General features: G+C 63.5%; 23 protein-coding genes. 7 read left to right on the top strand and 16 right to left on the bottom strand.

Going from position 1 to position 24,929, the window contains the following annotated elements; all coding sequences use genetic code 11:
• Position 1: 1 nt before the first annotated feature.
• From BLT00_RS29855 to BLT00_RS29840, 4 genes are read right to left on the bottom strand one after another with little or no spacing between them, the layout of a single operon-like run.
• Positions 2-4,570 carry an alpha-2-macroglobulin family protein gene (locus tag BLT00_RS29855; RefSeq protein ID WP_092149760.1) on the bottom strand — a complete coding sequence of 1,523 codons (4,569 nt, stop codon included), beginning with the start codon at positions 4,568-4,570 and terminating at the stop codon, positions 2-4.
• Positions 4,567-5,250, bottom strand: a complete 684-nt coding sequence (locus BLT00_RS29850; protein WP_170867337.1) for a DUF1175 domain-containing protein — start codon at positions 5,248-5,250, stop codon at positions 4,567-4,569. The genes BLT00_RS29855 and BLT00_RS29850 overlap by 4 nt, the downstream gene beginning before the upstream one ends.
• Complete coding sequence (locus BLT00_RS29845; protein ID WP_063324178.1) at positions 5,247-6,956, bottom strand: DUF2138 domain-containing protein; 1,710 nt, start codon at positions 6,954-6,956, stop codon at positions 5,247-5,249. Before BLT00_RS29845 ends, BLT00_RS29850 begins: the two co-directional genes overlap by 4 nt.
• Positions 6,957-6,986: 30 nt before the next feature.
• Positions 6,987-7,775: a YfaP family protein gene (locus BLT00_RS29840; protein ID WP_063324177.1), complete on the bottom strand. Its 789-nt coding sequence runs from the start codon at positions 7,773-7,775 to the stop codon at positions 6,987-6,989.
• A gap of 269 nt (positions 7,776-8,044) precedes the next feature.
• Here BLT00_RS29840 and BLT00_RS29835 point away from each other — a divergent pair, with 269 nt between their 5' ends.
• The 5 genes from BLT00_RS29835 (at position 8,045) to BLT00_RS29815 (ending at position 14,580) form a co-directional block, all read left to right on the top strand.
• A complete protein-coding gene (locus BLT00_RS29835; RefSeq protein WP_092149754.1) occupies positions 8,045-9,181 on the top strand; it encodes a Fic family protein in 1,137 nt (378 codons plus the stop codon).
• 231 nt (positions 9,182-9,412) lie between these two features.
• Entirely contained in the window at positions 9,413-9,655 is a 243-nt protein-coding gene (locus tag BLT00_RS29830; protein WP_003185917.1) for an exodeoxyribonuclease VII small subunit, read from the top strand.
• Complete coding sequence (gene ispA, locus BLT00_RS29825; protein WP_092149751.1) at positions 9,652-10,539, top strand: (2E,6E)-farnesyl diphosphate synthase; 888 nt, start codon at positions 9,652-9,654, stop codon at positions 10,537-10,539. The genes BLT00_RS29830 and ispA overlap by 4 nt, the downstream gene beginning before the upstream one ends.
• 115 nt (positions 10,540-10,654) lie before the next feature.
• Positions 10,655-12,553 carry a 1-deoxy-D-xylulose-5-phosphate synthase gene (gene dxs / locus BLT00_RS29820; RefSeq protein WP_092149748.1) on the top strand — a complete coding sequence of 633 codons (1,899 nt, stop codon included), beginning with the start codon at positions 10,655-10,657 and terminating at the stop codon, positions 12,551-12,553.
• 146 nt (positions 12,554-12,699) lie between these two features.
• Entirely contained in the window at positions 12,700-14,580 is a 1,881-nt protein-coding gene (locus BLT00_RS29815) for a TonB-dependent receptor domain-containing protein (protein ID WP_092149745.1), read from the top strand.
• A 125-nt stretch (positions 14,581-14,705) separates the two neighbouring features.
• On the opposite strand, the gene BLT00_RS29810 is transcribed toward BLT00_RS29815, so the two are convergent.
• From BLT00_RS29810 to nrdR, 12 genes are all read right to left on the bottom strand, one after another.
• Positions 14,706-15,491, bottom strand: coding sequence for a cobalamin-binding protein (locus BLT00_RS29810; protein ID WP_092149742.1), 786 nt, complete (start codon positions 15,489-15,491; stop codon positions 14,706-14,708).
• Complete coding sequence (locus BLT00_RS29805) at positions 15,491-15,910, bottom strand: hypothetical protein (protein WP_063324171.1); 420 nt, start codon at positions 15,908-15,910, stop codon at positions 15,491-15,493. The genes BLT00_RS29810 and BLT00_RS29805 overlap by 1 nt, the downstream gene beginning before the upstream one ends.
• Positions 15,907-16,524 carry a GTP cyclohydrolase II gene (gene ribA / locus BLT00_RS29800; protein WP_030140454.1) on the bottom strand — a complete coding sequence of 206 codons (618 nt, stop codon included), beginning with the start codon at positions 16,522-16,524 and terminating at the stop codon, positions 15,907-15,909. Before ribA ends, BLT00_RS29805 begins: the two co-directional genes overlap by 4 nt.
• 110 nt (positions 16,525-16,634) lie before the next feature.
• A complete protein-coding gene (locus BLT00_RS29795) occupies positions 16,635-17,393 on the bottom strand; it encodes a substrate-binding periplasmic protein (protein ID WP_092149739.1) in 759 nt (252 codons plus the stop codon).
• Positions 17,394-17,404: 11 nt separating this feature from the next.
• Positions 17,405-17,908, bottom strand: coding sequence for a phosphatidylglycerophosphatase A family protein (locus BLT00_RS29790; RefSeq protein ID WP_003206020.1), 504 nt, complete (start codon positions 17,906-17,908; stop codon positions 17,405-17,407).
• The gene (gene thiL / locus BLT00_RS29785; protein ID WP_092149736.1) at positions 17,905-18,870 is read right to left on the bottom strand and encodes a thiamine-phosphate kinase; all 966 of its coding nucleotides are present in this window, start codon (positions 18,868-18,870) and stop codon (positions 17,905-17,907) included. The genes BLT00_RS29790 and thiL overlap by 4 nt, the downstream gene beginning before the upstream one ends.
• An 18-nt stretch (positions 18,871-18,888) precedes the next feature.
• Complete coding sequence (nusB, locus tag BLT00_RS29780; RefSeq protein ID WP_057713127.1) at positions 18,889-19,389, bottom strand: transcription antitermination factor NusB; 501 nt, start codon at positions 19,387-19,389, stop codon at positions 18,889-18,891.
• Entirely contained in the window at positions 19,386-19,862 is a 477-nt protein-coding gene (ribE, locus tag BLT00_RS29775) for a 6,7-dimethyl-8-ribityllumazine synthase (RefSeq protein WP_003206025.1), read from the bottom strand. Before ribE ends, nusB begins: the two co-directional genes overlap by 4 nt.
• Positions 19,863-20,187: 325 nt before the next feature.
• On the bottom strand, positions 20,188-21,279 hold the full coding sequence (gene ribBA, locus BLT00_RS29770) for a bifunctional 3,4-dihydroxy-2-butanone-4-phosphate synthase/GTP cyclohydrolase II (protein WP_063324168.1): 1,092 nt from the start codon (positions 21,277-21,279) through the stop codon (positions 20,188-20,190).
• Positions 21,280-21,295: 16 nt separating this feature from the next.
• Positions 21,296-21,961, bottom strand: coding sequence for a riboflavin synthase (locus BLT00_RS29765; RefSeq protein WP_041022468.1), 666 nt, complete (start codon positions 21,959-21,961; stop codon positions 21,296-21,298).
• 46 nt (positions 21,962-22,007) lie between these two features.
• On the bottom strand, positions 22,008-23,141 hold the full coding sequence (gene ribD / locus BLT00_RS29760; protein WP_092149733.1) for a bifunctional diaminohydroxyphosphoribosylaminopyrimidine deaminase/5-amino-6-(5-phosphoribosylamino)uracil reductase RibD: 1,134 nt from the start codon (positions 23,139-23,141) through the stop codon (positions 22,008-22,010).
• Complete coding sequence (gene nrdR / locus BLT00_RS29755; RefSeq protein ID WP_024778359.1) at positions 23,138-23,602, bottom strand: transcriptional regulator NrdR; 465 nt, start codon at positions 23,600-23,602, stop codon at positions 23,138-23,140. The genes ribD and nrdR overlap by 4 nt, the downstream gene beginning before the upstream one ends.
• A gap of 127 nt (positions 23,603-23,729) precedes the next feature.
• Between nrdR and BLT00_RS29750 the strand changes: the two genes are divergently transcribed.
• Together BLT00_RS29750 and BLT00_RS29745 are read left to right on the top strand one after the other, a co-directional pair.
• Positions 23,730-24,194 carry a YbaY family lipoprotein gene (locus BLT00_RS29750; protein WP_092149730.1) on the top strand — a complete coding sequence of 155 codons (465 nt, stop codon included), beginning with the start codon at positions 23,730-23,732 and terminating at the stop codon, positions 24,192-24,194.
• Entirely contained in the window at positions 24,191-24,847 is a 657-nt protein-coding gene (locus BLT00_RS29745; protein ID WP_063324165.1) for a class I SAM-dependent methyltransferase, read from the top strand. Before BLT00_RS29750 ends, BLT00_RS29745 begins: the two co-directional genes overlap by 4 nt.
• The last annotated feature ends 82 nt before the right edge of the window (positions 24,848-24,929 follow it).

Below are 24,929 nucleotides of genomic sequence, written 5' to 3'. Positions count from 1 at the left end.
ATCAGTTGACCGTGACCTGACCGAGCGCCGGTTTCTGTTCCCGCGCCTGATGTTGCGGCGCGTAGACCTGGGTGAAGCGCACCGGCGGCAAGGTGAACTGGCCTTTCTGGGAGAAGCGCACCAAGTGCCGCAGGCGCAGCTCGCCACTGAGGGCATCCACCGGCACCGCATACGCCATCTGGCCGGGCTCGAAGCGGGCTTTTTCCAGGGACATCGGTTCGCTGTCAGCCTTGCCCATCAACTGGATACCCCAGGTGGTGCGCTCCACATCGGCGCCCGGTGGCAGCGGCACTTCGAGCATGCCGTAGCGCAGTGGCGTCGGAGCCTTGCTGTTGATGATCACTTCATCCAGGTAGAGGCTGTCGCTGGACAACGGTTTGTTGCCCACGGCTTCGAGCTTGAAGGTGAAAGCCTCATCGCCCGGCACCAGGCGCGACAGGCGCCGGGTGATGGACACGGCCATCGGTGCTACCGGCGGTTGCTGGCTCTGGAAGCTCAGTGCCGCTTGCAATGGACGCTCCTGGGCGCCGGTCAGGGTCAGCATCGTTGGAAGCTGCGCGCCCTGCCACTGCCAGTAGGTTTCACCGGTCGCGCCCTGCTTGGCTGCCCAGCCTTCGCCCGGTGCCAGGGCCACGGCCGGCGCTGCCTGTTCGATGCTGCGCTGCAACCAGGTCAAGGCCAGGGCCCGCTCCAAGGTGGACTGCTGCGGCAACACACGCTCCAGCAATGCAGTGGCGCGAGCCTGATCGAAGCCCTGCAACGACAACACCAGGGCCTCGACGAACGGCTGCGAACTGAGCTCCAGTTGCTGTTGCGCCGCATCGGCTTGACGGCTGAAGGCCGCCGGCAACGGCACCTTCGCCTGTTTCGCCAGGGACGCGGTCAGGACACGGGCGCTGGCCAAGCCAAGGGCCGAATCCGGCGCGTACATGACCAGGCTGTCTTCACCGCTGTCCAGCACGCTCTCGCTGCTGTCTTCGCTGGCTTTCGCCAGATCGTCCATCAGGCCGCTGAGTAAGGTGTTCACCGGCAATTGCATCTGCTTGGCGAACGACAGGATCAGCGCACGCTGCAGCAGCGGGGTATCACCGGCCTGCTTGGCGTAGACCTCCAGCACCCGTTGCCAGTGTTCCGGCGGCAGGCTCAGGTCCAGGGCCTTGCTGGCGTGCCAGTCGGCGTAATAGGCATAGGCGGTGAGGAATGCATCCGGCTCACCGTCCTGGCCCCACCAGGTAAAACTCGCCGAGGGGCCGGCCATCTGCACCAGGCGCAAGCGGCTGTTTTGCATGATCAACCGCAAGCGGTCGCGGATCTGCGGGTTCGACGCCAGGGTCGGATAGGCAATGCTCAACGGCAACAGGCGGCTGGCGGTCTGCTCGACGCCACCGTATGGGTAGCTGAGCAGGTCATCCAGGGCCGAACGGAACAACGCTTGCGGGCTGTCGTCCAGGCGCAGGCGAATATCGCTGGCGTCGGCCGGCAAGGTCAGCGGGGTGTCGCCGCTCGCCACATCGAGGCGCTGGCTCTGGGTGACTTGCCAGCCATTGCCGCTGGCGTTCAAGCGCATGGCCAGGGCGTCCTGGGTTTCGCCGTTCAATTGCAGCTGCACGTTCAAGTCGCCACTGCTCAGCTCCAGGGCCGGCAGCGCCACGTAGTTGATGCCGTTTTTCAGGTCCACCACCATGCGCTGTTCGGCGCCGGCGTAGCGGATCAGCAGCTCGGCCTTCAGTGGTTTTTCAGACTGGCTGAACGCGAACAGGCCCAGTTGTGGCTTGTCGCCCGTGCGGAAACGGGTCGGGCCGCTCCATTTCAGGTACAGCGGTTTTTCCGAGGCGATGAACTGCTTCTTCTGGCCCACTTGGCCGTCGTCGGCAATTGCCTTGGCCGTGATGCGCCAGCGGGTCAGGGAGTCCGGCATCTTGAAGGTGAAGCGGGCCTTGCCGTTGGCGTCGGTGACCAGTTCCGGTTGCCATGCAGCGGTGTCGACGTCTTCACGCCGCGGCCGCTCCAGCACCTTGACCCCGCGTTCGCTGCGGTTGGCCTTGCCCGGCGCGCCAGGACTGCCTGGCAGTGCCACGTCGTAGCTGATGAACGACAGGCTGGCACTGGTGCGCACGTTGTTGCGACGCGGGTGATAGAAGAACTGATCGATGGTCGGCGCCACTTCCGGTTGCAGGGCGTAGACCATTTCGTCCACCACGCTGACCGTCAGGTGCGCGGGGATCGCCTTGCCGGAGAACTGGGTACTCAGGTCCACGGTCACCGTGTCACCCGGGCGGTAGGTGGCTTTGTCGGTGACGACGGCAACGTCGATCTGCGGCGTGATCACCTTGATGCCGGCGTTCTGGAAGCTGTACTGGCCGCCCTTGGTGTACAGCACCGAGAAGGTCAGGTTGGGCGCAAAGTTATCCCTCACGGCAATGCGGGCGCGGTATTGGGTGTCGCTGAGTTTTTCCATCTTCAGCCAGTCGCCGCCCTTGGACAGCAGCGCCGTGGCCTCGACCTTGTCCCGCTCAAGCGACAGCAGCGCATCGCTGACCGGTTCCGGGAAGGTAATCAGCGCCAGCGCTTCGTCACCGGTCTTGTATTCAGGCTTGTCGAAGACGATCTCGACCGTGCCCGGCACGGCCTTGATGCCTTCACCAGTCACTGCATGGGCGGCGGCGCCAATGACCCGACCGTGGTCGTCCTTGAGCGTCAGGTTGTAGGTACCAGGGCGGTCGAAGGTCAGGCTGAAGCCCTTGTCCTTGGCCGCCAGCTTGCCTTCGCCAGTGCTCTGGTCTTCCAGGCGCACCCAGGCGTAGCTGCCGGGTGTCACGGCTTTGGCTTGTTCGTTGCCGCCTTCGTTGGCATAGCTGAACGACACCTTCTGGCCGGCGGCGCTGAACCGCTGGGGAGCACTCAGGCGGAAATTCGCCGCGCCACGGTCAATGAGAATTTCCTTGGTGGTCTTGACCCGATACGCGGCGCCATCGCTGGCGAACACGGTGAGTGTGTAGCGGCTCGGTTTGTCGGCGGCCGGCAGGTCGAGGGTCGCGTTGCCCTTGGCATCGGTGGTCACTTCGCTGCTGGTCAGCTCGACCGGGAATTGCCCCAGGTATTGCAGCTCGTTATCGACCATCGACAGTTGCTGGGCGCGCAGACTCAGGCTCACCGTGGCATTCACCACCGGTTTGCCGTCCGGGTACAGCAGCACGAGGTTGCCCTTGACCGGCTCGCCGGTGCGATAGTCCTGCTTGGCCAGGTTCAGGGCGATCTCGAAGTGCGGCTTGATGTATTCGGCTACACGAAAGGCGCTGCTGTAGAGCTGGTCCTTGTAGCGCAAGCGCAGTTCATAGCCGCCGGCCACAGCGTTTTCCGGCAGCTGGAAACGGCCTTGGGTGCCGGCCTTGGAATCGAGTTTCAGGGCCAGGGTTTGCAGCTCGGTGCCGGTGGCGTCCAGCACGCTGACATTGACGTCGGCGGCGCTCGGTTGCACCGAATCACGGGCGTTCTTGAACTCACGACCAACGATTTTCAGCGATACCCAATCCCCTGGCCGGTACAGCGGCCGGTCGGTGAAGGCATAGAGCTTGGTGTCGTAGATTTCGCTGTCGTAGTAGAAGTTTTCCGAGACGAATACCCCGCCCTCCTCGTCTTCACCGATGACGAACGAACGCTCCGGGCTAACGTGTTTGAGGCGCAGCAGGCCGTTTTCATCGGTGGCACCGCTGCTCATCACGCCCAGGCCGTCGGTCCACAGCACATTGACCTTGGGCACCGAACGCCCTTCATGCTTGCGTGCGGCCCAGACCAGCAACTCATCACCGGCAATCTTGCTCACGGCCACGGTGTTGGAGACGAAGACCATGGTGGTCGCGCGGTATTTGCCGATCAGCGCTTCCACCAGGTACAGGCCGGGCTTCAACTGGCCCAGCGGCACGTAGACGTTGCCCGGCGCGACGCTGACAAACTCACTGGACGAGCCGGCCAGGTTGACGCCCGCAGGCGGCTGGATCGGCTTGGCTTCCCAGAGCGGATAACGGAACTGGCTGACCACCGGCAAGCCCGGGATCAAGGCGAATTGTGGCGGTGCTTCATACGGTGTCGGCGCGACCAGGGCGTCACCGATCTTCAGTTCCGGCACTTCTTCGGTGACTTGCTGGCGGGACTCGTAGGAAAACGCCCGTTGCATCACTCGACGAGACTTGCGGTACCAGTTGTCCCACAGGTACGCGAGGGTGTTCGACAGGCCTTCGCCCTTGAACTGGCCGTCGCTGACCACACGGTGCAGGTTCTTCTGGCGCTTGAGGAAATCCAGCGGCTTGTCGATGCGATAGACGCGGATGTCGGCACCGCCGTAGGGCTCCATGCGGAACCGACGGTAGTCGCGGCCCGGCGCTTCGAGGCGAACCATGGCCTGTTCGTCGCTGGCAAAGCTGCTGTCGGCCAGCAGGAAGAAGCTTTCACCGGCTACCGGCGTGTAGCCGCTGGGCTCCACCGTGTCTTCGGCATTCACGACAGGTGCCAGCAACAGGGCGAACAGCAGGGGCAATTTTGAACACAAGCGCAGCATGCGGGCACCGGTCATTGGGAGAGAAAGTTGAGTCGATAGACGCCGATGAAGTTGGGGTTGGCTGCGTCGGGTATCCATCGGGTGTCCTTCCAGTTCATGAGTTGTTGCAGGCTTGCGGAGCGCATGCCGTTGTCGGTAGGGGTTGTGGTGCCGGTGTGATAGGCGATGTAGCGGCCCATCCAGATCATCAGGTGCTGGTCGTCGCCCTGATCGAAGAACATCAGGTCGCCGGGACGGGCCTGGGCGACATCGCGGCCCACCAGGCGACTGTTGAACTGGATCAGCTTGATGGCGTTGACGTAGGGCCCGACCTTGCCGCCGCCCTGCTGCCATTGCTGGGCCAGGCGCCGCTGGGCGTCACTGAGTTCGAGCTCCGGCGGCAGGTAGCGGTTGGACAGGCCATTGCTGCGCAGCCACTTATCGTTGTGGACCTTCAGCGCCTCGTTGGCGGCAAACCGCACCAGGCCGGCGCAGTCTTGCTGGTACCAGCGCGGGCTCGGGCCTTTGGTCAACTGCTCCTCGGCGATGCGCACGAACCAGGCACGAAACACCTGGGATTGCCGCACATCCAGCGGCGGCGTCTCAACGGAAGGCCGCGCCGCGACGGAAAGCGGCGTCTCGACGGCCAGCGCCGGCCCACCCCACAGCAGTGCCAGCAGCAGCGCCCATCCGGGGTTGCGGATCAGTCCTGTCACAGCGCTTTCCATTCCAGTGGCAGCCACTGCCAGTGCCCGTCAGGCTCGCTGCCGGCAGGCAACGTCAGGGCGTACTTGCCATAGCCGCCCAGGGTGCGCAGTTTCGGGATGAGGTAGGTTTGCGCGGCGTTGTAGAACACCGGTTCCATGTCCTGGGGCAAGCTGTCGAGGGTTTCACGCTGCATCAGTTGCGCCATGGCATCGGGGCCGAAATAAATCGGCATCAGCACATCCTTGGGCACCACGTCGGCCATGGGTGGGAAGCGCTTGTCGAGGGTGCCGAGGGCCTTGTCCACCAGCTTGTCGTCGAGGGAGAACAGCAGGGTCGAACCATGACGCGCCAGGCTGACGCGCAGGAATGCCTTGCCGGTGATGGCGTCCGGTTGCAGCGAGTCCTTGGCCAGGTAAGGGCCGAAGTTGGAGCTCACCTGGCGCTGCCATTGGTGCATAGCGCCTTCCTGTTTCTCGACGACCGGGAACACGTGCTCGGCGGCATTGTTCTCATAGGCGCCCACCATCGAGCCAAACAGTTTGCCCAAATCCGCGTCGAGCTTGCCGTCGTCTTCGTTCAGGCTCGCCACCAGCAGCGGTGTATACAACCGCGAATCGGCGTACCAGCACAGACCTGCCGCGCCGGCCACATGGTCGACCATGGCCTGGGCGGCTTTTTCGTCGGCGCCAAGTTTCACCAACAGCGGCTTCTGCGGTTCTGCGGCCAACGGCAAGGCAACGCAGGCGCTGGCGCCCATGGGCATGGCTTGCCAGATCGGCTTGAAGTCGAAGTCCGGTTGGTTTTCCAGCTCGTCCATGGCCAGGAAGCTGTGCCAGCCCTTGTCGTCCATGTCGAAGCGCAGCCCGGCGAAGTTCGGAATGAAACGCTGGTAACCCATGGCCAGCACATTGGCATTGACCGAAATACGTTGCTTGACCTCCGGCGCCTTGGGCGGCAAGCCGAAGGCTTCGGGGAACAGTTTGTCGCCATTGAGCAAGGCGGCCAGGGCGGTCGTCGACACGCTGCCGCGCTCATCCGATGGGCCGTTGGCCGGGTCATAGAGTTTCGCCGGGTTGGACAACACCACCAGCTTGTCGCCATGGGAAGCGAAGAGCAGGGATTTGCTGGCGTTGTAGCTGAGCTGGTACAGCGCGACGTCATCACCGCCGACTTTCAGGTCGCTGAGCTTGCTCAGTTGCGTATCATCCAGGGCGACCTTGGCCAATGGCTCCAGCACCTTGGCCAACCCGCCGCGATCCATTACCAACAGAAAATCCTTGAGGCGACCGTCGGCACCGCGCCACAGCGCCACATCGGCTGGCTGGTCGAAAAGCTCTTCGATCAGGCTGTCCTGCAGCTTGAGGTCATGCTCGTAGATGATCCGGCGCAGGCTGCCCATCAGCCCGAGGCGGTCGGCGTGGGCCTCGTAATAGAAGACGAAGTCTTCGGTGAGCGTGGCCTTGAGGAACGGCACCGCCAGCAGGTCCTTGGGCAACTGGCTCAGGGAATGCGCCTCGAGCAAGCCGTCGGGGCGGCTCAGGCCGAGCTTTTCCAACGCCAACGCCATGGGCGGCGCCTTGGGCTTGGTCATGAACCAGCCCAACCCGGCGGCCACACCTGCTACCAGGCACAGCCCGATCAGTATCGCCGGCCAACGGCGCACAGGTTTAGCGACAGGTGTCGGCGTGGTCGGGGAAGCAGTGTTGTCGCTCATATTCACAAGGGCCTGTTCATCCGTGGAGCGTTAGTAGTTGAAAGTCTTGACCAGCAGCAGATCGCCAATGGCACGCAGGGGCACGACAAAGGTCTCGCGTTTTTCATCGACGGTGTTTTCATTGAGCACCAGGTTGATCTGCGAGGTGATCACCTCGTTGTCGTTGCTGGTCTCGTCAAAGTTGTAGCCACCGCTGCCGTAGTTGCCCCAGTAGTTCACGTAGACCAGGTAGGTGCCGTGCATCGGCGCGGTCATGGTGAACATTTCAGGGCCCGGGCCATCGACGCCATCCGGGTCGAGGCCGCCGCCATTGGTCAGCGCCGGCCGGCCGAAGAACGCATGCTGGCCGTCGGGTGTGACGATATGCAGATCGAGTTCGGCCTTGGGGTCGTCCCAGCCCAGCACCACGCGGATCTGCGCGGGAGTGCGCAGGTTGTTGGCTTCATAGAATTGCACGCGCTTGAGGGACTGGCCTTCGGAGCTGCGCACCTCGACGCTGTTGGAGCCGGCGCCGAACGCATACGGCCGGGCGAAACGCCCCTCGTCGTCGGTGTAGAGATTCAGTGGATTGCCGTTGACCGCCAGGCTATGGGGCTGGCGAGCCGTGCCCATGGCCTTGAGCCGGCCCTCGATCATCGTGCGGTTGCGCTGCACGCCCCGGTCGATGGGCGGCGTGGGATAGGCGACCTGCGGGTTTTCAGTGCGATCGAGCAAGCCGCTGTAGCGCCAACCGCCCACCGGCTCCGACATCTCGGCAGAAGGCTGCGCCCACGCCAACGGCGCGCCGAGCAACACGATCAATAAAGAAAGAAAACGCACGTATGCCTCCTGCCATGCACGACGCAACCCGGCGCTGATCCTCAGCGCTGCTTGTCATTATTCGGGCTTCGTCTGAAGGCCCCGTCGCAACGGGGCTGTAGATGGCGCGAAGGTTAGCGATTCGGCGAATTATTAACAATCGGGGAACGCGCGATTCTGTGTGGGAAATCACGTACTGAGAGGTGCGTGAGCCGAATAGCAGGCGTATTCGGCTCACGAAATGAGCCGAATAGCGCTATTATTCGGCTCACTCATCTTTGGACAGGCGCATGGCACCCCATTGGATCTGGCAACAGCCCGACTGGCCCGGCTTCCGCTGGCAAGCTGAAGCATTGGCACCGCTGCTTCGCGAATGCGTGCAGACCCAAGGCCAGTTGCTCGGCATGACGGGCGCGGTCACGGCTTCGCTCAGTGCCCAGAGCGAACTGGATACCTTGCTGCAAAACATCGTGACCTCCTCGGCTATCGAAGGAGAGCAACTGAATGTCGGCTCGGTGCGCTCGTCCCTGGCCCGCCGCCTCGGCCTGGAACAAGGCGACGACACGCCGGTCAGCCAACGCAGCGAAGGCTTGGCGAACCTCTTGCTGGACGCTACCCGGCATTTCAACCAGCCCCTGACTGTCGAACGCTTGCTGGAATGGCATGAGTGGTTGTTTCCTGATCAAACCAGCGACTTTGCCCACCGACAGATCCGAGTAGGCACGCTGCGCGGTGACGAACCGATGCAGGTAGTCTCTGGCAGGTTGGACCGCCCCACCGTTCACTTCGAGGCTCCTCCCCGCCAGGGTCTTGAACAGCAATTGCAAACGTTCATCGACTGGTTCGAGACCAGTCTTCATCAGGCCGACCTCGATCCATTGTTGCGTGCTGGCATCGCTCATTTCTGGTTCGTCACCCTGCATCCATTCGACGATGGCAATGGCCGCCTGACCCGCACCCTGACCGACCTGGCACTGGCCCAGGGCGAGGCGCAGGCAATCCGTTTCTACGCCATGTCCGTGAGCATCCTCGACGACCGCGCCGGTTATTACCGGATTCTGGAGAACAGCCAGAAGGCCACACTGGATATCACCGCCTGGCTGACCTGGTTTCTGCAGACGTTGTTGCGCAGCCTCCAGCAGGCGATGAAGCGGATCGACAGCGTGTTTTGCAAAGCGAGATTCTGGCAAGTTCATCGCAACAGCGCGCTTACGCCTGAGCAGATCAAGGTACTCAACCGAATGCTCGATGGCGGTGAAAAAGGCTTCGAGGGCGGAATCGGCGCAGCCCAATACCAAGCAGTGGCGAAGGTTTCCAAGGCGACGGCAACCCGCCATCTCGCCGAACTGCTGGAGAAAGGCTGCCTGGAGCGAATGCCCGGCGGTGGGCGCAGTACCCGGTATCGGGTCAGTTATCCGGCCCGCTGAAATTCCGTGGCGAGGGAGCTTGCTCCCGCTGGGCTGCGAAGCGGCCCCAACCTGCGGGGGCTGAACCGGATTGCGACTGCTGCGCAGCCGAGCGGGAGCGGCCACTCCCTCGCCACAAAAGCAGGTCGGTGCAAGCCCGTTGTCCCGCTTCGATCCCCCTGCCCTGATTTGCCCCAAAACCCCATGTCTGCTAGTGTCGCGCCGGTTTAACAGTCAACCGGAATAGCCGCCATGGCCCGCAAAAAAGCTGCACTGGATTTCGAACAATCTCTGGCCGACCTGCAAACGCTGGTGGAACGGCTGGAGAACGGCGAATTGTCGCTGGAAGACTCGCTGACCGCCTTCGAGCAGGGTATCGGCTTGACTCGCGACTGCCAGGCGGCGCTGGCCCAGGCCGAGCAGAAGGTGCAATTGCTGCTCGAGCGCGACGGCGAGCTGACCGAAGAGCCTTTCGACGCGGAACAGCCTGAATGATCGGCGCCTATCAGGCCAGCAGCCAGGCCCGGGTCAATGCTGCATTGGATAGCTTGTTCAGCGCCCCGAGCCCGGAGCTGGCGCGCCTGTACGAAGCCATGCGCTACAGCGTGATGAACGGCGGCAAGCGTGTACGGCCGCTGTTGGCCTACGCCGCGTGCGAAGCCTTGGGCGGCCAGGCCGAGCAAGCCAACGGCGCCGCCTGTGCGGTGGAGTTGATCCACGCGTATTCGCTGGTGCATGACGATTTGCCGGCCATGGACGACGACGACCTGCGTCGCGGCCAGCCCACTACCCACAAGCAATTCGACGAAGCCTGCGCGATCCTGGCCGGCGACGGCTTGCAGAGCCTGGCGTTCAGCGCCCTGCTGGACCCGGCCCTGAGCGACTGCCCGGCGCAGATTCGCCTGGACATGGTCAGTGCCCTGGCGCTGGCGGCAGGCCCCGCGGGAATGGTCGGCGGCCAAGCCATCGATTTGGGCTCGGTGGGCCTGAAGCTGGACCAGAGCGCCCTGGAATACATGCACCGGCACAAGACCGGCGCCTTGATCGAGGCCAGCGTCCGGCTCGGTGCCCTGGCCAGCGGCCGGGCCACGCCCGCCCAGTTGCAAGCCTTGCAGACCTACGCCCGAGCCATCGGCCTGGCGTTCCAGGTGCAGGACGACATCCTCGACGTCGAAAGCGATACCCAGACCCTGGGCAAGCGCCAGGGTGCCGACATCGCCCGCGATAAACCGACCTACCCGGCCCTGCTCGGCCTCGACGCCGCCAAGTCCTACGCCCTGGAGCTGCGCGACCAGGCCCTGGCCGCGCTGCGACCCTTTGACGCGACGGCCGAGCCGTTGCGCGACTTGGCGCGCTATATCGTCGAACGACGCAGCTGATATAGGGTCAACCCATTCATAAGTGCGTATCGGCCAAGTTCCGGCCAACGCGTGGGCAGCTTGCGATCCATAAGGTAAACTGCCGCCTCTTTCTATACCTATAACGATTCGCCTGATGCCCACGACGTTTCAAGAGATTCCCCGCAAGCGCCCGACCACGCCCCTGCTGGACCGCGCCAACACGCCGGACGGCCTGCGTCGCCTGGGTGAAGCCGAGCTGGAAACCCTGGCCGATGAGTTGCGCCTGGAACTGCTCTACACGGTCGGCCAGACCGGTGGGCACTTCGGCGCGGGCCTGGGCGTCATCGAGCTGACGATCGCGCTGCATTACGTGTTCGACACCCCGGACGACCGGCTGGTGTGGGACGTAGGGCACCAAGCCTACCCGCACAAGATCCTCACCGGTCGTCGCGAGCGCATGGGCACGCTGCGTCAGAAGGACGGTATCGCCGCCTTCCCGCGTCGCTCCGAGAGCGAATACGACACCTTTGGCGTCGGTCACTCCAGTACATCCATCAGCGCTGCCCTGGGCATGGCGATTGCCGCTCGCCTGCAAAACAGCGAGCGCAAGGCCATTGCCGTGATCGGCGACGGCGCACTGACCGCGGGCATGGCCTTCGAGGCGCTGAACCACGCGCCGGAAGTCGACGCCAACATGCTGGTGATCCTCAACGACAACGACATGTCGATCTCGCGCAACGTTGGCGGTTTGTCCAACTACCTGGCAAAGATCCTCTCCAGCCGCACCTACGCCAGCATGCGCGAAGGCAGCAAGAAAGTGCTGTCGCGCCTGCCCGGCGCCTGGGAAATCGCCCGCCGCACCGAAGAATACGCCAAGGGCATGCTGGTCCCCGGCACGCTGTTCGAAGAACTGGGCTGGAACTACATCGGCCCCATCGACGGCCATGACCTGCCCACGCTGATCGCCACCCTGCGCAACATGCGCGACCTCAAGGGCCCGCAGTTCCTGCACGTGGTCACCAAGAAAGGCAAAGGCTTCGCCCCAGCGGAAGTCGACCCGATCGGCTACCACGCCATCACCAAGCTCGAACCCCTGGACGCTCCGGCGGCCGCACCGAAAAAGGCCGGCGGACCAAAGTACTCCGGTGTCTTCGGCCAATGGCTGTGCGACATGGCCGCCGCCGACCCGCGCCTGGTGGGCATCACCCCGGCGATGAAAGAAGGCTCGGACCTGGTGGCCTTCAGCGAACGCTACCCGCAACGCTATTTCGACGTGGCGATTGCCGAGCAGCACGCCGTGACCCTCGCCGCCGGCATGGCCTGTGAGGGCGCCAAACCGGTGGTGGCGATTTATTCGACGTTCCTGCAACGGGCCTACGACCAACTGATTCATGACGTCGCCGTACAGAACCTCGACGTGCTGTTCGCCATCGACCGCGCCGGCCTGGTGGGCGAAGACGGCCCGACCCACGCCGGCAGCTTCGACCTGTCGTTCCTGCGCTGCATCCCCGGCATGCTGGTGATGACCCCGAGCGATGAAAACGAGCTGCGCAAGATGCTCACCACCGGCCACCTGTTCAATGGCCCGGCGGCAGTGCGTTACCCGCGTGGCACAGGCCCGAACGCGACGATCTCGCCCGACCTTGAGCCAATCGAGATCGGCAAGGGCGTGATTCGCCGCCAGGGCAAGCAAACCGCCCTGCTGGTGTTCGGCGTGCAACTGGCCGAGGCCTTGAAAGTCGCCGACACCTTGGACGCTACCGTGGTGGACATGCGCTTCGTCAAACCCCTGGACGAAGCCCTGGTGCGCGAGATGGCCGGCAGCCATGACCTGCTGGTCACCCTCGAGGAAAACGCCATCATGGGCGGTGCCGGCGCGGCGGTCAGCGAATTCCTGGCCCGGGACAACATCCTCAAGTCGGTGCTGCACCTGGGCTTGCCGGACCTCTATGTCGAACACGCCAAGCCGGCGCAGATGCTGGCCGAATGTGGATTGGACGAGGTGGGGATCGAAACGGCGGTGCGCCAGCGGTTGCAGTTGTTGGGCCTGTAACGTTCAAACGATACAAAACCCTGTGGGAGCGGGCTTGCTCGCGAAAGCTGTGTATCAGTCAATATCGAATTCGACTGACACACCACTTTCGCGAGCAAGCCCGCTCCCACATTGGCTTGTGTGAAGCACACATGATCGGAACCCCCATGAAACTCCGCCTCGCCCTCACCCTCTCTCTGCTACCCACCCCCGACCTGCTGGCCGACACCTTCAAACGCGACCAGGCCCTGAAGCTGCCCGACATCGTGATCAGCGCCAACCGCCAGGTCGAGGCCCGCAACGACAGCAGCGCCGCCAATACCGTGTTCACCCGCGACGACATCGAGCGCTTGCAGCCGGCCAGTGTCACTGACTTGCTCAGCCGTGTGCCAGGCGTGCAGGTGGCTCCGCTGGGTGGGCGCGGCAGCCTGCCGGGGATTTACATTCGCGGGACCAAATCGGCCCAGAGCCTGGTGCTGGTGGACGGCCAGCGCATCGGTAACGCCACCTCCGGTGACAGCAACCTGCAACGCCTGAACATCAACCAGATCGAGCGCGTGGAAGTGCTGCGCGGTTCGCGCTCGGTGATCTACGGTGCCGATGCGGTGGGCGGCGTCATTCAGATTTTCACCCGCCGCGGCAACGAGCAAGGCCTGCAACCGCGCCTGCATATGGGTGTCGGCAGCCATCAGACCTGGGAGCGCAGCCTGGGCCTGTCCGGTGGCGACGAGCAAACCCGTTTCAACCTCGGCGCCAGCCTCGACGACAGCGCCGGAAGCAATCGGACCCGCGAGTCCTACGCCAGCGATCGCGACGACGATGCCAATCGCAACCAGTCCTTCAGCCTGAGCCTGAGCCATGCGGCCAGCGATGACCTGGAAGTTGGCCTGAACCTGCTGGATAACCGCGGCAAAAGCGAATACGACAACCCGTTCGGCCGCTTCGATCCGGCCACTTTCGAATCCCTGCCTCAGCAACCCTACAGCGAGTTCGCGGTGAGCAGCTTCAGCACCTATGTGGACGGGCGAATCAACGAGGCCTGGAAGTCACGCCTGGAACTGGGCCACAGCGAGAACCGTGAAAAGACCTTCGACAAGCTCAGCGATGTCCGCGAAGTGTTCAACACCTACCGCGATTCCGTGACCTGGCAGAACGACGTGACGCTGAACGAGCGCAACAGCCTGATCGTCGGCGGTGATTGGTATCAGGATCGGGTCAACAGCAGCACGCCGTTCGACGAAGACAGCCGCTGGAACCGTGCCGCGTTCATCCAGCACCGCTTCCAGGCCGAAACGTTCTCCACCGAACTGGGCCTGCGTCGCGACCAGAATCAGCAGTTTGGCGGCCAGAACAGTTGGAGCGGCACTCTTACCCTGCCGATCAACCCGGACAACGACCTGTTGCTGACCTACAGCGAAAGCTTCCGCGCGCCGACCTTCAACGACCTGTACTACCCGGACTTCAGCAATCCTGACCTGAAACCTGAAACGGCGAAAAGCTACGAGCTGCAATGGCGCAGCCAGCTGAGCGACAGCGCCCGCCTGGAGACCTCGCTTTACCGCACGGACCTGAAAGACGCGATCATCTTTGGTAGTAACTCACGCCCACAGAACGTTGCCTCGGCGCGGATCAACGGTTTTGAGATGGCCTACCTGCAGGATGTGTTCGGCTGGCAGGGCAACCTGGGCCTGGCCATCATCGACCCACGTGACCGCGACAGCGGCCACACTCTGGCACGCCGCGCCCGGCGGACCTTGAGCCTGGACCTGGACCGGCAATTCGACCGTCTGGGCCTGGGCGCCACCTGGCAAGCGGTGAGTGGCAGCTATGACGATGAAAACAACCGCAATGCCCTGGGTGGCTATGCCTTGCTCGGGCTGCGCGGCAGCTGGGCGTTGACCCGGGAGGTCAAGCTGGAGATGAAGGTGGATAACCTGCTGGGCAAGGGTTACAGCCGGGCGCTGTATAGCCATGATGGAGCCCAGTATGGGTATCGGGAGGAAGGTCGTACCTGGTTGCTTGGGGTGACTTGGACCCCCGCCCTCTGATCTGGAATTTGTGGTGTTTGGGCGGGCCTCATCGCGAGCAAGCTCGCTCCCACAGTTGATCGATGTTGCCTGCCGGTACCCGCTCATGTGGGAGCGAGCTTGCTCGCGATTGGGCCCGCCGCAATCTATCTGTCTGGCGCAATCAACTCACATAGCCGCGCTGTCGCCTCGATCATCTGCCCACTGGGCCGCTCCAGCCCCTTGTCATTGACCAGCAACAACCGCCCCTGCGCCACCGGCCAGGTTTTCCAGGCATCGAGCTGCGCCTGCTCCGTGGCCAGGATGACCTGCGGATTGCGTTGCAGCACCGCTTCCACACTCACCTGCGGGGCCGGCACGCTCAGGTCAGCGAAGACGTTGCGAGCGCCGCACACCGCCAGCGCATCACTGATGATCTGCCCACCCCCGACGGTGTACAGAGGCCGGTCCCAGACTTGGTAGAACACCGGCAACGGCGGGTCCCGTCGATAGCGCTGGCGTAACGCTTCCAGACGCACACGCAACTGCGCCGCCCGCGGCGCGCCCCGCTCCGGGCGGCCGAGCTGCATGGCAATGTCTTCAATTTGCGCGATGAGTTGGTCGAGGCTGCGGGGCTCGGCGACATAAACGGGAATACCCAAGCCCTTGAGTTGCTCGCGCTGCGCCGGGCCGACACTGCCGGGCCAGAGCAGGAGCAGGTCGGGCTGGAGGCTGAGCAAGCGTTCCATGTCCAATTGACCGTAACGTCCTACGGAAGGCAGGTCCTTAAGGATTGGCGGACGGTCACCGCCATCCAGCACGCCCACCAAGAGGTCGGCGGAGCCCAGTTCAACGACGATTTCCGACAACGACGGCGCGAGGCTGACGACCCGCGAAGCCGCCATCGTCGAGGCGCTGACGGCCAGCAGCAAGACCGCCAGCCAGCGGTTCATCAGCCGAGTTGGCGCGGGATGCGGTACAGGTAGAACAACACGGCGGTCGACAAGGCCAGCAGCATCAACGGCACCGCTTCCAGGCCCACGAACACCGCAAGGGCACCGACCCAGGCCGGTAGCCCTGCCACCAGGAAGGCTGAGCGGCGACGGGCCGCCAGGTCAATCCAGGCCTGGGGTTCTTCGGGCGTGTCGAGCGCTTTCTGGGTGGCGATCAGGGCTTGCTTGTACGGCCCGAAGAATCGCAGGCTGACAAACATCGACGCCACGCCGGCAATGAACAGCGGCATCGCCAGCACCGGCAGAATCGCTTCGCCCTGGCCGAACACCGCGTTGATCACGAACAGCGGCAGCAAGGCCAGGGCCAGGTATTTCCACCAACTGACCGATAGCCGCCGCCGAACCTGACCGCGCGTCACGCCCGGTCAACCTCGCCTTGGTGCTCGTTACCCATCATGTGGTCGAGCTTGCTGGCCTTGGTTGCCAGGTAGAGTTTGTTGTGGGGGTTGTGACCGGTGTGCAGCGGCACACGCTCGGCCACCACGATACCCATGTCGGTCAAGGCCTTGACCTTGCGTGGGTTGTTGGTCATCAGCCGCAGGGACTTGATACCCAGGTGTTCGAGCATCGGCAAGCAAATGCTGTAGTCACGCAGGTCGGCGGCAAAGCCCAGGCGTTCGTTGGCTTCCACGGTATCGGCGCCGCCATCTTGCAGTTCATAGGCGCGGATCTTGTTCAACAAGCCGATACCACGTCCTTCCTGGCGCAGGTACAACAACACACCACGGCCTTCACGGGCAATGGCTTGCAGCGCGGCCTCGAGTTGCGAACCGCAATCGCAGCGCTGGCTGAACAGGGCGTCGCCGGTCAGGCATTCGGAATGCAGGCGGCCCAGCACCGGTGCACCGTCGGCGAAATCACCCAGGCTCAGCACAACGTGCTCGCGGCCGGTGGCTTCATCGAGAAAACCATGCATGGTGAATTGCGCAAAGGGCGTTGGCAGCTTGGAAGCGGCAACAAAAACGACAGGCACCGGTGTGCTCCTGATTCTAGTACTGGAGATTCGCAGAGGCGGGCATTGTAACAGCACGATCCGACAGACGCTTAGGCTGAATTATCGCTAATGAACATCGATAAGATTGATCATGGCTTCGGCGGCTTGCCTTTCTCGTCGAAAGGATAGGGTTGCTTCCAGCGTTCGAAAATCGGTTTCAACTCGCCGCTCTTCACCAGCACTTCCATGCGTCGGTCGAACAGCGCCCGCAACGTACGGCCGTTTTCGTTGTTGGCGAAACCCAGGTACAGCGGCAAATTGATCAGGGGCGAAAGCTTGAATTGCTTGGGATCGTCGGCCTTGGCAAGCACATCCTGGATTTCCATCAACGCATCGATATAAAAATCGGCACGATCATGGGCCAACATCGGCAAGATACCTACGGCGCGGTGAATCTCATTGAAACGCCGGATGTTGGGCAGGTAGTTGTTGTATTCGTACCCGCGCATCCACACCAGTCGATAGTTGCCAATCGTCGCCAGCGTCGGTGAAGGCTTGGAGGCCAGCCCCAAGGCATAGATATGATCGACGTCGTAGTGCCAATGCGGGTAGAGCACGCCTTCGGATTCATCCCGATAGGCGCCAACCTGCACGTCGACCTCGCCGCGCTGCACCAACCCGATCGAGCGGGTGTAGGGCACGCTGCGGATCTCCAGCTTGACGCCTTCAGGCTCGAAGACCGCGCGCAAGATATCCCAGCCCATGCCCTGGCCATCGGCCTGGGTGTAATCGGCCCACTCTTCGCTGGCCGCACGGATCTTGTCAGGCAGCGGCGGCGACTCGACCGCCCTTGCACCCAAACAGGCTCCTAAACACAGCAACAGCAGTAGTGCGCGGCTTACGCCCATGCCTGACTCCCTCAGGTGAAACACCACACCAATCCCTGCATTGCCAGCCAGGCGAAAACCCCGGCCAACACATCATCGAGCATGATACCGACACCGCCGTGTACATGCCTGTCGATCCAGCGGATCGGCCACGGCTTGAGGATATCGAAGAAACGGAACACCAGGAAACCCGCCAGCAACCAATACCAGCCTTCCGGTACCAGCCACAAGGTGATCCACATGCCGACCATTTCGTCCCAGACGATGCCTTCATGATCGTGCACCCGAAGGTCATCCGCCACTTTGCCACACAGCCAGAAGCCAAACAGCATGGTGATGCCCAGCATCAACCAGTAGCCCCAGTCCGGCAACATCTGCCACAACGGTATGAAGGGTAGCGCAACCAGCGAGCCCCAGGTGCCCGGGGCTTTGGGCAAAGTACCCGAACCGAAGCCAAATGCCAGGAAATGCCAGGGATTGCGCCAGACCGAAGGCGGAACGAACTCTGCCGGGACCTGGTTGGGATGATCTGTCACGGTGTCTCCCGAAAATGTTGATAGCCCCGCACTGGCGGGGTGATGTCGTGCCCGAGGCTGTCGACCAGCGTGACGCCTTGCCCGGCCAGTACACGGCCGATCACGTGGATCGGCCAGCCGGCGGCCTGCAACGCCGACAATCGGCTTGGTGGCACGGCGAACAACAGCACGTAATCGTCACCGCCGCTCAGGGCGACCTGCTCGGCATCCGCCCGGCCAAGAAACGCTACCAGAGCGTTGGACAGCGGCAGTCGGTCCCGTTCAACCTGCAAGGCCACCCCGCACGCTTGGGCGATATGCCCGCAATCGGCCAGCAGGCCATCGGAAATATCCATCGCCGCGCTGGCCTTGCCCCGCAACGCCAGGCCCAGGTCGATCTGCGGACGTGGCGACCAGTAATGGGCCAGCAACGGCTCGGCAATCGCAGGTTCGGCGCTGCGCTGGCCGAGCACCAGCGGCAATGCGCCGGCGGCATTGCCCAATTCGCCGCCCACACACAGCAGGTCGCCGGGCCGCGCGCCGCTACGGGTCAGGGCCTGGCCGGACGGCACGTGGCCAAACACCGTCATGGTCAGGCTCAGGGGCCCACGTGTGGTGTCCCCCCCCACAAGCGCCACGCCACAGGCCTGGGCCATGTGGTTCAAACCGCGGGCATAGGCTTGCAGCCAATCGGCGGTCACCGTCGGCAAGGTCAGGGCAAGGGTAAAGGCGAAAGGGTTGGCGCCCATGGCGGCCAGGTCACTGACCGCCACGGCCAGCGAGCGCTGGCCGAGCAGGAACGGCTCGCAAGGGTCTGGAAAATGCACACCGGCCACGAGCGTGTCGGTGGACACCGCCAGCTGTTCCCCGGAAGGAACGGCCAGCAGGGCGCAGTCGTCGCCGATCCCCAGCGCAACGCCCTCGCCGCCCTGCGCACAAGGCGCGGCGGCGAAGTAGTGACGGATCAGCTCAAATTCGCCCATAGCCGCTGCAAACGCCAATCAGCGCTTGAACGCCTTCACTTCGGCTTCACGCAAGCGCGGGGCAAGTTTGTCGAGCACACCGTTGACGAACTTGTGGCCATCGGTGGAGCCGAAGACTTTCGCCAGCTCGATCCCTTCGTTGATCACCACGCGGTACGGTACGTCGACGCGCTTGAGCAACTCCCAGGTGGACAGGCGCAGCACCGCCAGTTCAACCGGATCCAGCTCTTCAATGGTCAGGTCCAGGCAAGGCGTGAGCGCGGTGTCGATTTCAGTCTTGAACTGTGGGACCCCGTGCAGGATCTCGCGGAAGTAAGCGCCATCAACATCACTGAAATCGTTGTCGACCCGAAACTGCGCTTCGATCTCGTTCAGCGATTGCTTGGCCATGTGCCATTGATACAGCGCCTGGGTCGCGAGCTGACGGGCTTCGCGGCGCTTGGCACTTTTCGACGGCTTGCCGGCATCCGCAGGCTTTGGATCGCGCGGGTTGAAACGATCGCTTTCGTCGCTAATCACTTGGCCTCCAACTGCGCCAGCAGGCTGACCATTTCCAGGGCGGACAGTGCCGCTTCGGCACCTTTGTTACCGGCCTTGGTGCCGGAACGCTCGATGGCTTGCTCGATGGAGTCAACGGTCAGTACGCCGAAAGCGACTGGCACGCCGAATTCCATGGAGACCTGGGCCAAGCCCTTGGTGCATTCGCCGGCCACGTATTCGAAGTGCGGAGTACCGCCACGAATGACCGCGCCCAGGGCGATGATCGCCGCATATTCGCCCTTTTGAGCGACTTTCTGCGCAACCAGCGGAATTTCGAAGGCGCCAGGGGCACGGATGATAGTGATGTCGCTTTCGCTCACGCCATGGCGAACCAGGGCATCGACCGCACCGCCAACCAGGCTCTCGACCACGAAACTGTTGAAACGGCCCACTACCAGAGCGTAGCGGCCTTTGGGGGCGATGAAGGTACCTTCGATGGTCTTCAGGGTCATTCGTCAGATCTCTTAAAGAGCCGGAGCGCGTTCTATACGCGCTCCTCAGTGATATTAGTCTCGAATCTACAGCACCCGCAGATCCCGTCACGCTGTCCATTTCAAGCTTTTGTGGCGAGGGAGCTTGCTCCCGCTGGGCTGCGAAGCGGCCCCGATTGTGGGTGCTGCGCAGCGGCCCTATTGTGGGTGTTGCGCAGCGGCCCAGTTGTGGGTGCTGCGCAGCGGCCCAGTTGTGGGTGCTGCGCACCCAAGCGGGAGCAAGCTCCCTCGCCACAATGAATCTAACAAGCCTTAAGTGAACAATAATGCCGGAATCCGCAGGCCATTATTCGGAGGGCACGTATTCTACAACTTCCAGATCGAAACCGGATATCGCATTAAATTTCATCGGTGCGCTCATCAGGCGCATTTTACGCACGCCCAGGTCCCGAAGGATCTGCGAACCGGCACCGACGATGCTGTAGGTGGTCGGTTTTTTCACGGCGGCTTGATCCGCGGTTTCGCGGATGTGCGCCAGCAGCACGTCGCCATCGAGCGGGTGACCGAGCAGCAGCACCACGCCGCTGCCGGCCTCGGCCACCGCGGCCATGGCGGCCCGCAGGCTCCAGCGGCCGGGTTGCTTGACCATCAACAGGTCACGCAATGGGTCCATGTTGTGCACCCGCACCAGGGTCGGCTCTTCGGCGCACACGGTGCCCAGGGTCAGCGCCATGTGCACGTCGCCTTCCACCGAGTCGCGGTAGGTCACCAGGTTGAACTGGCCCAGTTCGCTGTCCAGCGGCTGCTCGGCAATCCGCTGAACGGTACGTTCGTGGATCATCCGGTAGTGGATCAGGTCGGCGATGGTGCCGATCTTGATGTTGTGTTCGGCGGCGAAGGTTTCCAGCTCCGCACGACGGGACATGGTGCCGTCGTCGTTCATCACTTCGCAGATCACGCCGCTGGGCTCGAAGCCGGCCATGCGCGCCAGGTCGCAGGCCGCTTCGGTGTGGCCGGCGCGGGCCAGGGTGCCGCCAGCCTGGGCCATCAGCGGGAAGATGTGGCCGGGGCTGACGATGTCTTCGGCCTTGGCGTCTTTCGCGGCAGCCGCCTGGACGGTGCGCGCGCGGTCAGCCGCGGAAATACCGGTGGTCACGCCCTCGGCAGCCTCGATGGACACGGTGAACTTGGTGCCGAAGCCCGAACCGTTGCGCGGTGCCATCAGCGGCAGCTTCAGCAGCTCGCAGCGCTCGCGGGTCATCGGCATGCAGATCAGCCCACGAGCATGCTTGGCCATGAAGTTGATGTGCTCGGCCTTGCAGCATTCGGCGGCCATGATCAGGTCGCCTTCGTTCTCGCGGTCTTCGTCATCCATGAGGATGACCATCTTGCCTTGGCGGATGTCTTCAACCAGTTCTTCGATGCTATTGAGCGCCACGCGGCACCCCCTTGGGTCAGGATTTGAGGTAGCCGTTGGCGGCCAGGAAGCTTTCGGTGATGTTGCTGCCGGATGCGGGCTCCGCGGCCTTGTCACCGAGCAGCAGGCGCTCCAGGTAACGGGCCAGCAAGTCGACTTCCAGGTTGACCCGGCGACCTGGCCGGTACGAGGCCATGATGGTTTCGCTCAGGGTGTGGGGAATGATCGTCAGCAGGAATTCGGCACCATCCACCGCGTTGACCGTCAGGCTGGTGCCGTCGACGGTGATCGAGCCTTTATGAGCGATGTACTTGGCCAGCTCCTTCGGGGCGCGGATGCGAAACTCCACGGCCCGGGCGTTATCCGTGCGCGAGACCACTTCGCCGACGCCGTCCACGTGGCCGCTGACCAGATGCCCGCCCAAGCGAGTGGTGGGGGTCAGGGCTTTTTCCAGGTTGACCGGGCTGCCGCTCTTGAGGTCGTTCATGGCCGTGCAGTCGAGGGTTTCACGGCTCACGTCCGCCAGGAAGCCGTTGCCTGGCAGTTCAACGGCGGTCAGGCACACGCCGTTCACCGCGATGCTGTCGCCCAGCTTGACGTCGCTCAGGTCGAGCTTGCCGGTTTCGACGTAGACCCGCACATCGCCGCCCTTGGGGGTGAGTGCACGGATGCTGCCGATGGATTCGATGATGCCGGTAAACATGGAGTCCTCCTCGAGAACAGGCCGCCGCTTGCGCGAAAGCCGGGAATTATACGCTGGCCGGTGGAACGGGAACGGCGATGACTCGCCAGTCATCGCCCACGGCGCGGATTTCGGTGATTTTCAGCTGGGGAGCGTCCTTCATCTGCGCCAGCGGCCAGTCCAACAGCGGCCGCGCCGAAGAACCGAGGAACTTGCCGGCGATGAAAATCTGGAACTCGTCCACCAGCCCTTGCCGGGCAAAAGCGCCCGCCAGGCGCGGACCAGCCTCCACCAGCACTTCATTGACATCCCGGGCAGCCAGCGCCACCAGCAGCCGACGCAGATCGACCTGGCCGTCATCGCCTGCCACGATCATGCATTCGGGACCGTTGGCGTATTGTTCTTCCACCGCCATGCAGGTAGCGACCAGCGCCGGACCGGCCTTGAAAAACGCGGCATCCAGCGGCACCCGCAGACGACCGTCCACCAACACCCGCAGCGGCGGGCGGCTCATGACCAACGCCGTCTGCTCGGCATCGAGCCCGAGTTCATCGGCGCGCACGGTCAGCCGGGCGTTGTCCGCCAGCACCGTATCGGCGCCGGTCAGCACCACACTGGCCTGGGCGCGCAGGCGTTGCACCGCTGAACGTGCAGCCGGGCCGGTGATCCACTGGCTTTCGCCACTTTCCATGGCGGTGCGGCCATCGAGGCTCATGGCGAGCTTGACCCGCACGAACGGCAGCCCCTGCTCCATGCGTTTGAGAAAACCCTCATTGAGCTTGCGCGCTTCACCCTCCAGCACGCCACTTTCGGTGGCGATGCCGGCCTGGGCCAGCCGTTGCAGGCCACGCCCAGCGACTTCCGGGTTAGGGTCCTGCATCGCCGCCGCCACCCGCGCCACGCCGGCGTTGACCAGCGCATCGGCACACGGCGGCGTACGCCCGTGATGGCTGCACGGCTCAAGGGTCACGTAAGCCGTGGCGCCGCGGGCTTGTTCGCCAGCGGCGCGCAGGGCATGGACTTCGGCATGGGGCTCGCCGGCACGGATATGCCAGCCTTCGCCGACAATCTGCCCGTCACGCACGATCACGCAACCGACCCGGGGATTGGGGTGGGTGGTGTAGTGACCGCGCCGCGCCAACTCCAGGGCACGGGCCATGTAATGGGCGTCGAGAACGGCCTGCTGCGCCGAGCCGGTCATTCTTTCACCGGTTCGCGAGCCAGGCGGTCGATTTCTTCGCGGAACTCGTTCAGGTCCTGGAAGCGCCGGTACACCGAGGCGAAACGGATGTAGGCGACTTCATCGAGCTTCTGCAACTCGGCCATCACCAACTCACCGACTACCAGGGATTTGACCTCGCGCTCGCCGGTCGCCCGCAGCTTGTGCTTGATGTGCACCAGCGCCGCTTCCAGGCGCTCGACGCTCACCGGGCGTTTTTCCAGGGCGCGCTGCATGCCGGCGCGCAGTTTGTCTTCGTCGAACGGCTGGCGGCTGCCGTCGGTTTTGATCAGGCGCGGCAACACCAGTTCAGCGGTCTCGAACGTCGTGAAACGCTCGCCGCACGCCAGGCATTCGCGGCGGCGGCGGACTTGTTCGCCCTCGGCGACCAGTCGCGAGTCGATGACCTTGGTGTCGTTGGCACCGCAGAAGGGACAGTGCATGGTGGCAGGCAACAAAAAAAGGGAGGGCCATGGTAGCGCATCCCACTGGCAAGACAAGCCATAGGGTTTACGGTATACAGACGGGCTTACCGTCAGATCCATGGAATTCACCTTGCTGGAGCCACACATGCCGCTACGATCGCTCGTTTTGCTCAGTCTTTTCAGCCTGCTGATGGCGTGCAGCAGCGACGCACCCAAGCCTGCGGCTCCCGCCCCGGGGCCAGCGCCGAAACAGGCCCAGGAAAAAGCCCGCCAAGCGGCCGAGCTAGGGCCGCTGCCGGCGTATCAGCGCGAATTGAGCGGCACCTTGCAAGGCGTGCCGGCCGGGGCCGAGGTTGAACTGGCGCTGCTGGTGATCGATGACAAGGACCGTCCGCAGCAATTGCTCGCCAGTTCCAGCCTGATCGGTACCAACCAGGCCCTGCCCTTCCGCCTGCGCTTCAACCCCGACGCCTTCCCGGTCGGCGCCCGGGTGGAACTGCGTGGCCGCGCCAGCCAGTCGGGCCAGTTGATCCTGCACCTGCCGGAGCAACGCATCAGCCAACCAACCACCCAGGCCCTGGGCGCCCTGCAATTCGTCAAAGCGCCATGAGTGCACCGCAGGACCTGCAACGGGCGTTGAGTGAATTGCTGGGTGACGCGCGCCTGGTGGCCTGCCCGCTACCCGGCGCCGACTTGAAGTTGTGGCTGATCGACGGCGACAACATGGACCGTGCCTTCAGCCCGGAAGAAACCCGCCGCATTCTCCACGAGCCACCCTATTGGAGTTTCTGCTGGGCCAGCGGCCTGGCGATGGCGCGCTACCTGGCCGAACAGCCGCAGTGGGTCAAGGGCAAGCGCATATTGGATTTTGGCGCCGGTTCCGGCGTGGCGGGCATCGCGGCGGTCAAGGCTGGAGCGCTGGAGGTGGTGGCCTGCGACCTGGACCCTCTGGCGATTGCCGCGTGCCGGGCCAATGCCGCGCTCAATGACGTGGAGCTGGGGTATTCAACGGATTTCTTCGCCGAGGCCGATCGCTTCGACCTGATCCTGGTCGCCGATGTGCTCTACGACCGGGCCAACCTGCCGCTGCTCGATCAATTCCTCAGCCGTGGCCGTGAGGCGTTGGTGGCCGATTCCCGGGTGCGGGACTTCCAGCATCCGCTGTACCGACGCATCGACATGCTCCAGGCCATGACCTTGCCGGACCTGGCCGAGCCTGAAGAGTTTCGGCATGTGAGCCTGTATCACGCGCGGCGCGCCTGAAAAGCTTCGCGAGCAAGCCCGCTCTCACACGGGATCTAGAGTGAACGCGAATGTTGTACCCACTGAAGATCAACTGTGGGAG

The organism is Pseudomonas sp. NFACC51, from assembly GCF_900103575.1.
In the GTDB taxonomy this organism is placed as follows: domain Bacteria; phylum Pseudomonadota; class Gammaproteobacteria; order Pseudomonadales; family Pseudomonadaceae; genus Aquipseudomonas; species Aquipseudomonas fluorescens_Q.
Note: the sequence above shows the minus strand (reverse complement) of the source record. Positions and strands in the feature narration are given on the sequence as shown.

What these genes read in the sequence shown, in the direction of transcription:
- BLT00_RS29830 (WP_003185917.1), top strand. Translation starts at nt 9,413, where the DNA reads ATGGCCCGCAAAAAAGCTGCACTGGATTTCGAACAATCTCTGGCCGAC.
- BLT00_RS29845 (WP_063324178.1), bottom strand. Translation starts at nt 6,956, where the DNA reads ATGAGCGACAACACTGCTTCCCCGACCACGCCGACACCTGTCGCTAAA.
- dxs (WP_092149748.1), top strand. Translation starts at nt 10,655, where the DNA reads ATGCCCACGACGTTTCAAGAGATTCCCCGCAAGCGCCCGACCACGCCC.
- BLT00_RS29835 (WP_092149754.1), top strand. Translation starts at nt 8,045, where the DNA reads ATGGCACCCCATTGGATCTGGCAACAGCCCGACTGGCCCGGCTTCCGC.
- BLT00_RS29795 (WP_092149739.1), bottom strand. Translation starts at nt 17,393, where the DNA reads ATGGGCGTAAGCCGCGCACTACTGCTGTTGCTGTGTTTAGGAGCCTGT.
- ribE (WP_003206025.1), bottom strand. Translation starts at nt 19,862, where the DNA reads ATGACCCTGAAGACCATCGAAGGTACCTTCATCGCCCCCAAAGGCCGC.
- BLT00_RS29855 (WP_092149760.1), bottom strand. Translation starts at nt 4,570, where the DNA reads ATGACCGGTGCCCGCATGCTGCGCTTGTGTTCAAAATTGCCCCTGCTG.
- BLT00_RS29745 (WP_063324165.1), top strand. Translation starts at nt 24,191, where the DNA reads ATGAGTGCACCGCAGGACCTGCAACGGGCGTTGAGTGAATTGCTGGGT.
- BLT00_RS29750 (WP_092149730.1), top strand. Translation starts at nt 23,730, where the DNA reads ATGCCGCTACGATCGCTCGTTTTGCTCAGTCTTTTCAGCCTGCTGATG.
- nrdR (WP_024778359.1), bottom strand. Translation starts at nt 23,602, where the DNA reads ATGCACTGTCCCTTCTGCGGTGCCAACGACACCAAGGTCATCGACTCG.
- ispA (WP_092149751.1), top strand. Translation starts at nt 9,652, where the DNA reads ATGATCGGCGCCTATCAGGCCAGCAGCCAGGCCCGGGTCAATGCTGCA.
- thiL (WP_092149736.1), bottom strand. Translation starts at nt 18,870, where the DNA reads ATGGGCGAATTTGAGCTGATCCGTCACTACTTCGCCGCCGCGCCTTGT.
- BLT00_RS29815 (WP_092149745.1), top strand. Translation starts at nt 12,700, where the DNA reads ATGAAACTCCGCCTCGCCCTCACCCTCTCTCTGCTACCCACCCCCGAC.
- BLT00_RS29810 (WP_092149742.1), bottom strand. Translation starts at nt 15,491, where the DNA reads ATGAACCGCTGGCTGGCGGTCTTGCTGCTGGCCGTCAGCGCCTCGACG.
- ribD (WP_092149733.1), bottom strand. Translation starts at nt 23,141, where the DNA reads ATGACCGGCTCGGCGCAGCAGGCCGTTCTCGACGCCCATTACATGGCC.
- BLT00_RS29765 (WP_041022468.1), bottom strand. Translation starts at nt 21,961, where the DNA reads ATGTTTACCGGCATCATCGAATCCATCGGCAGCATCCGTGCACTCACC.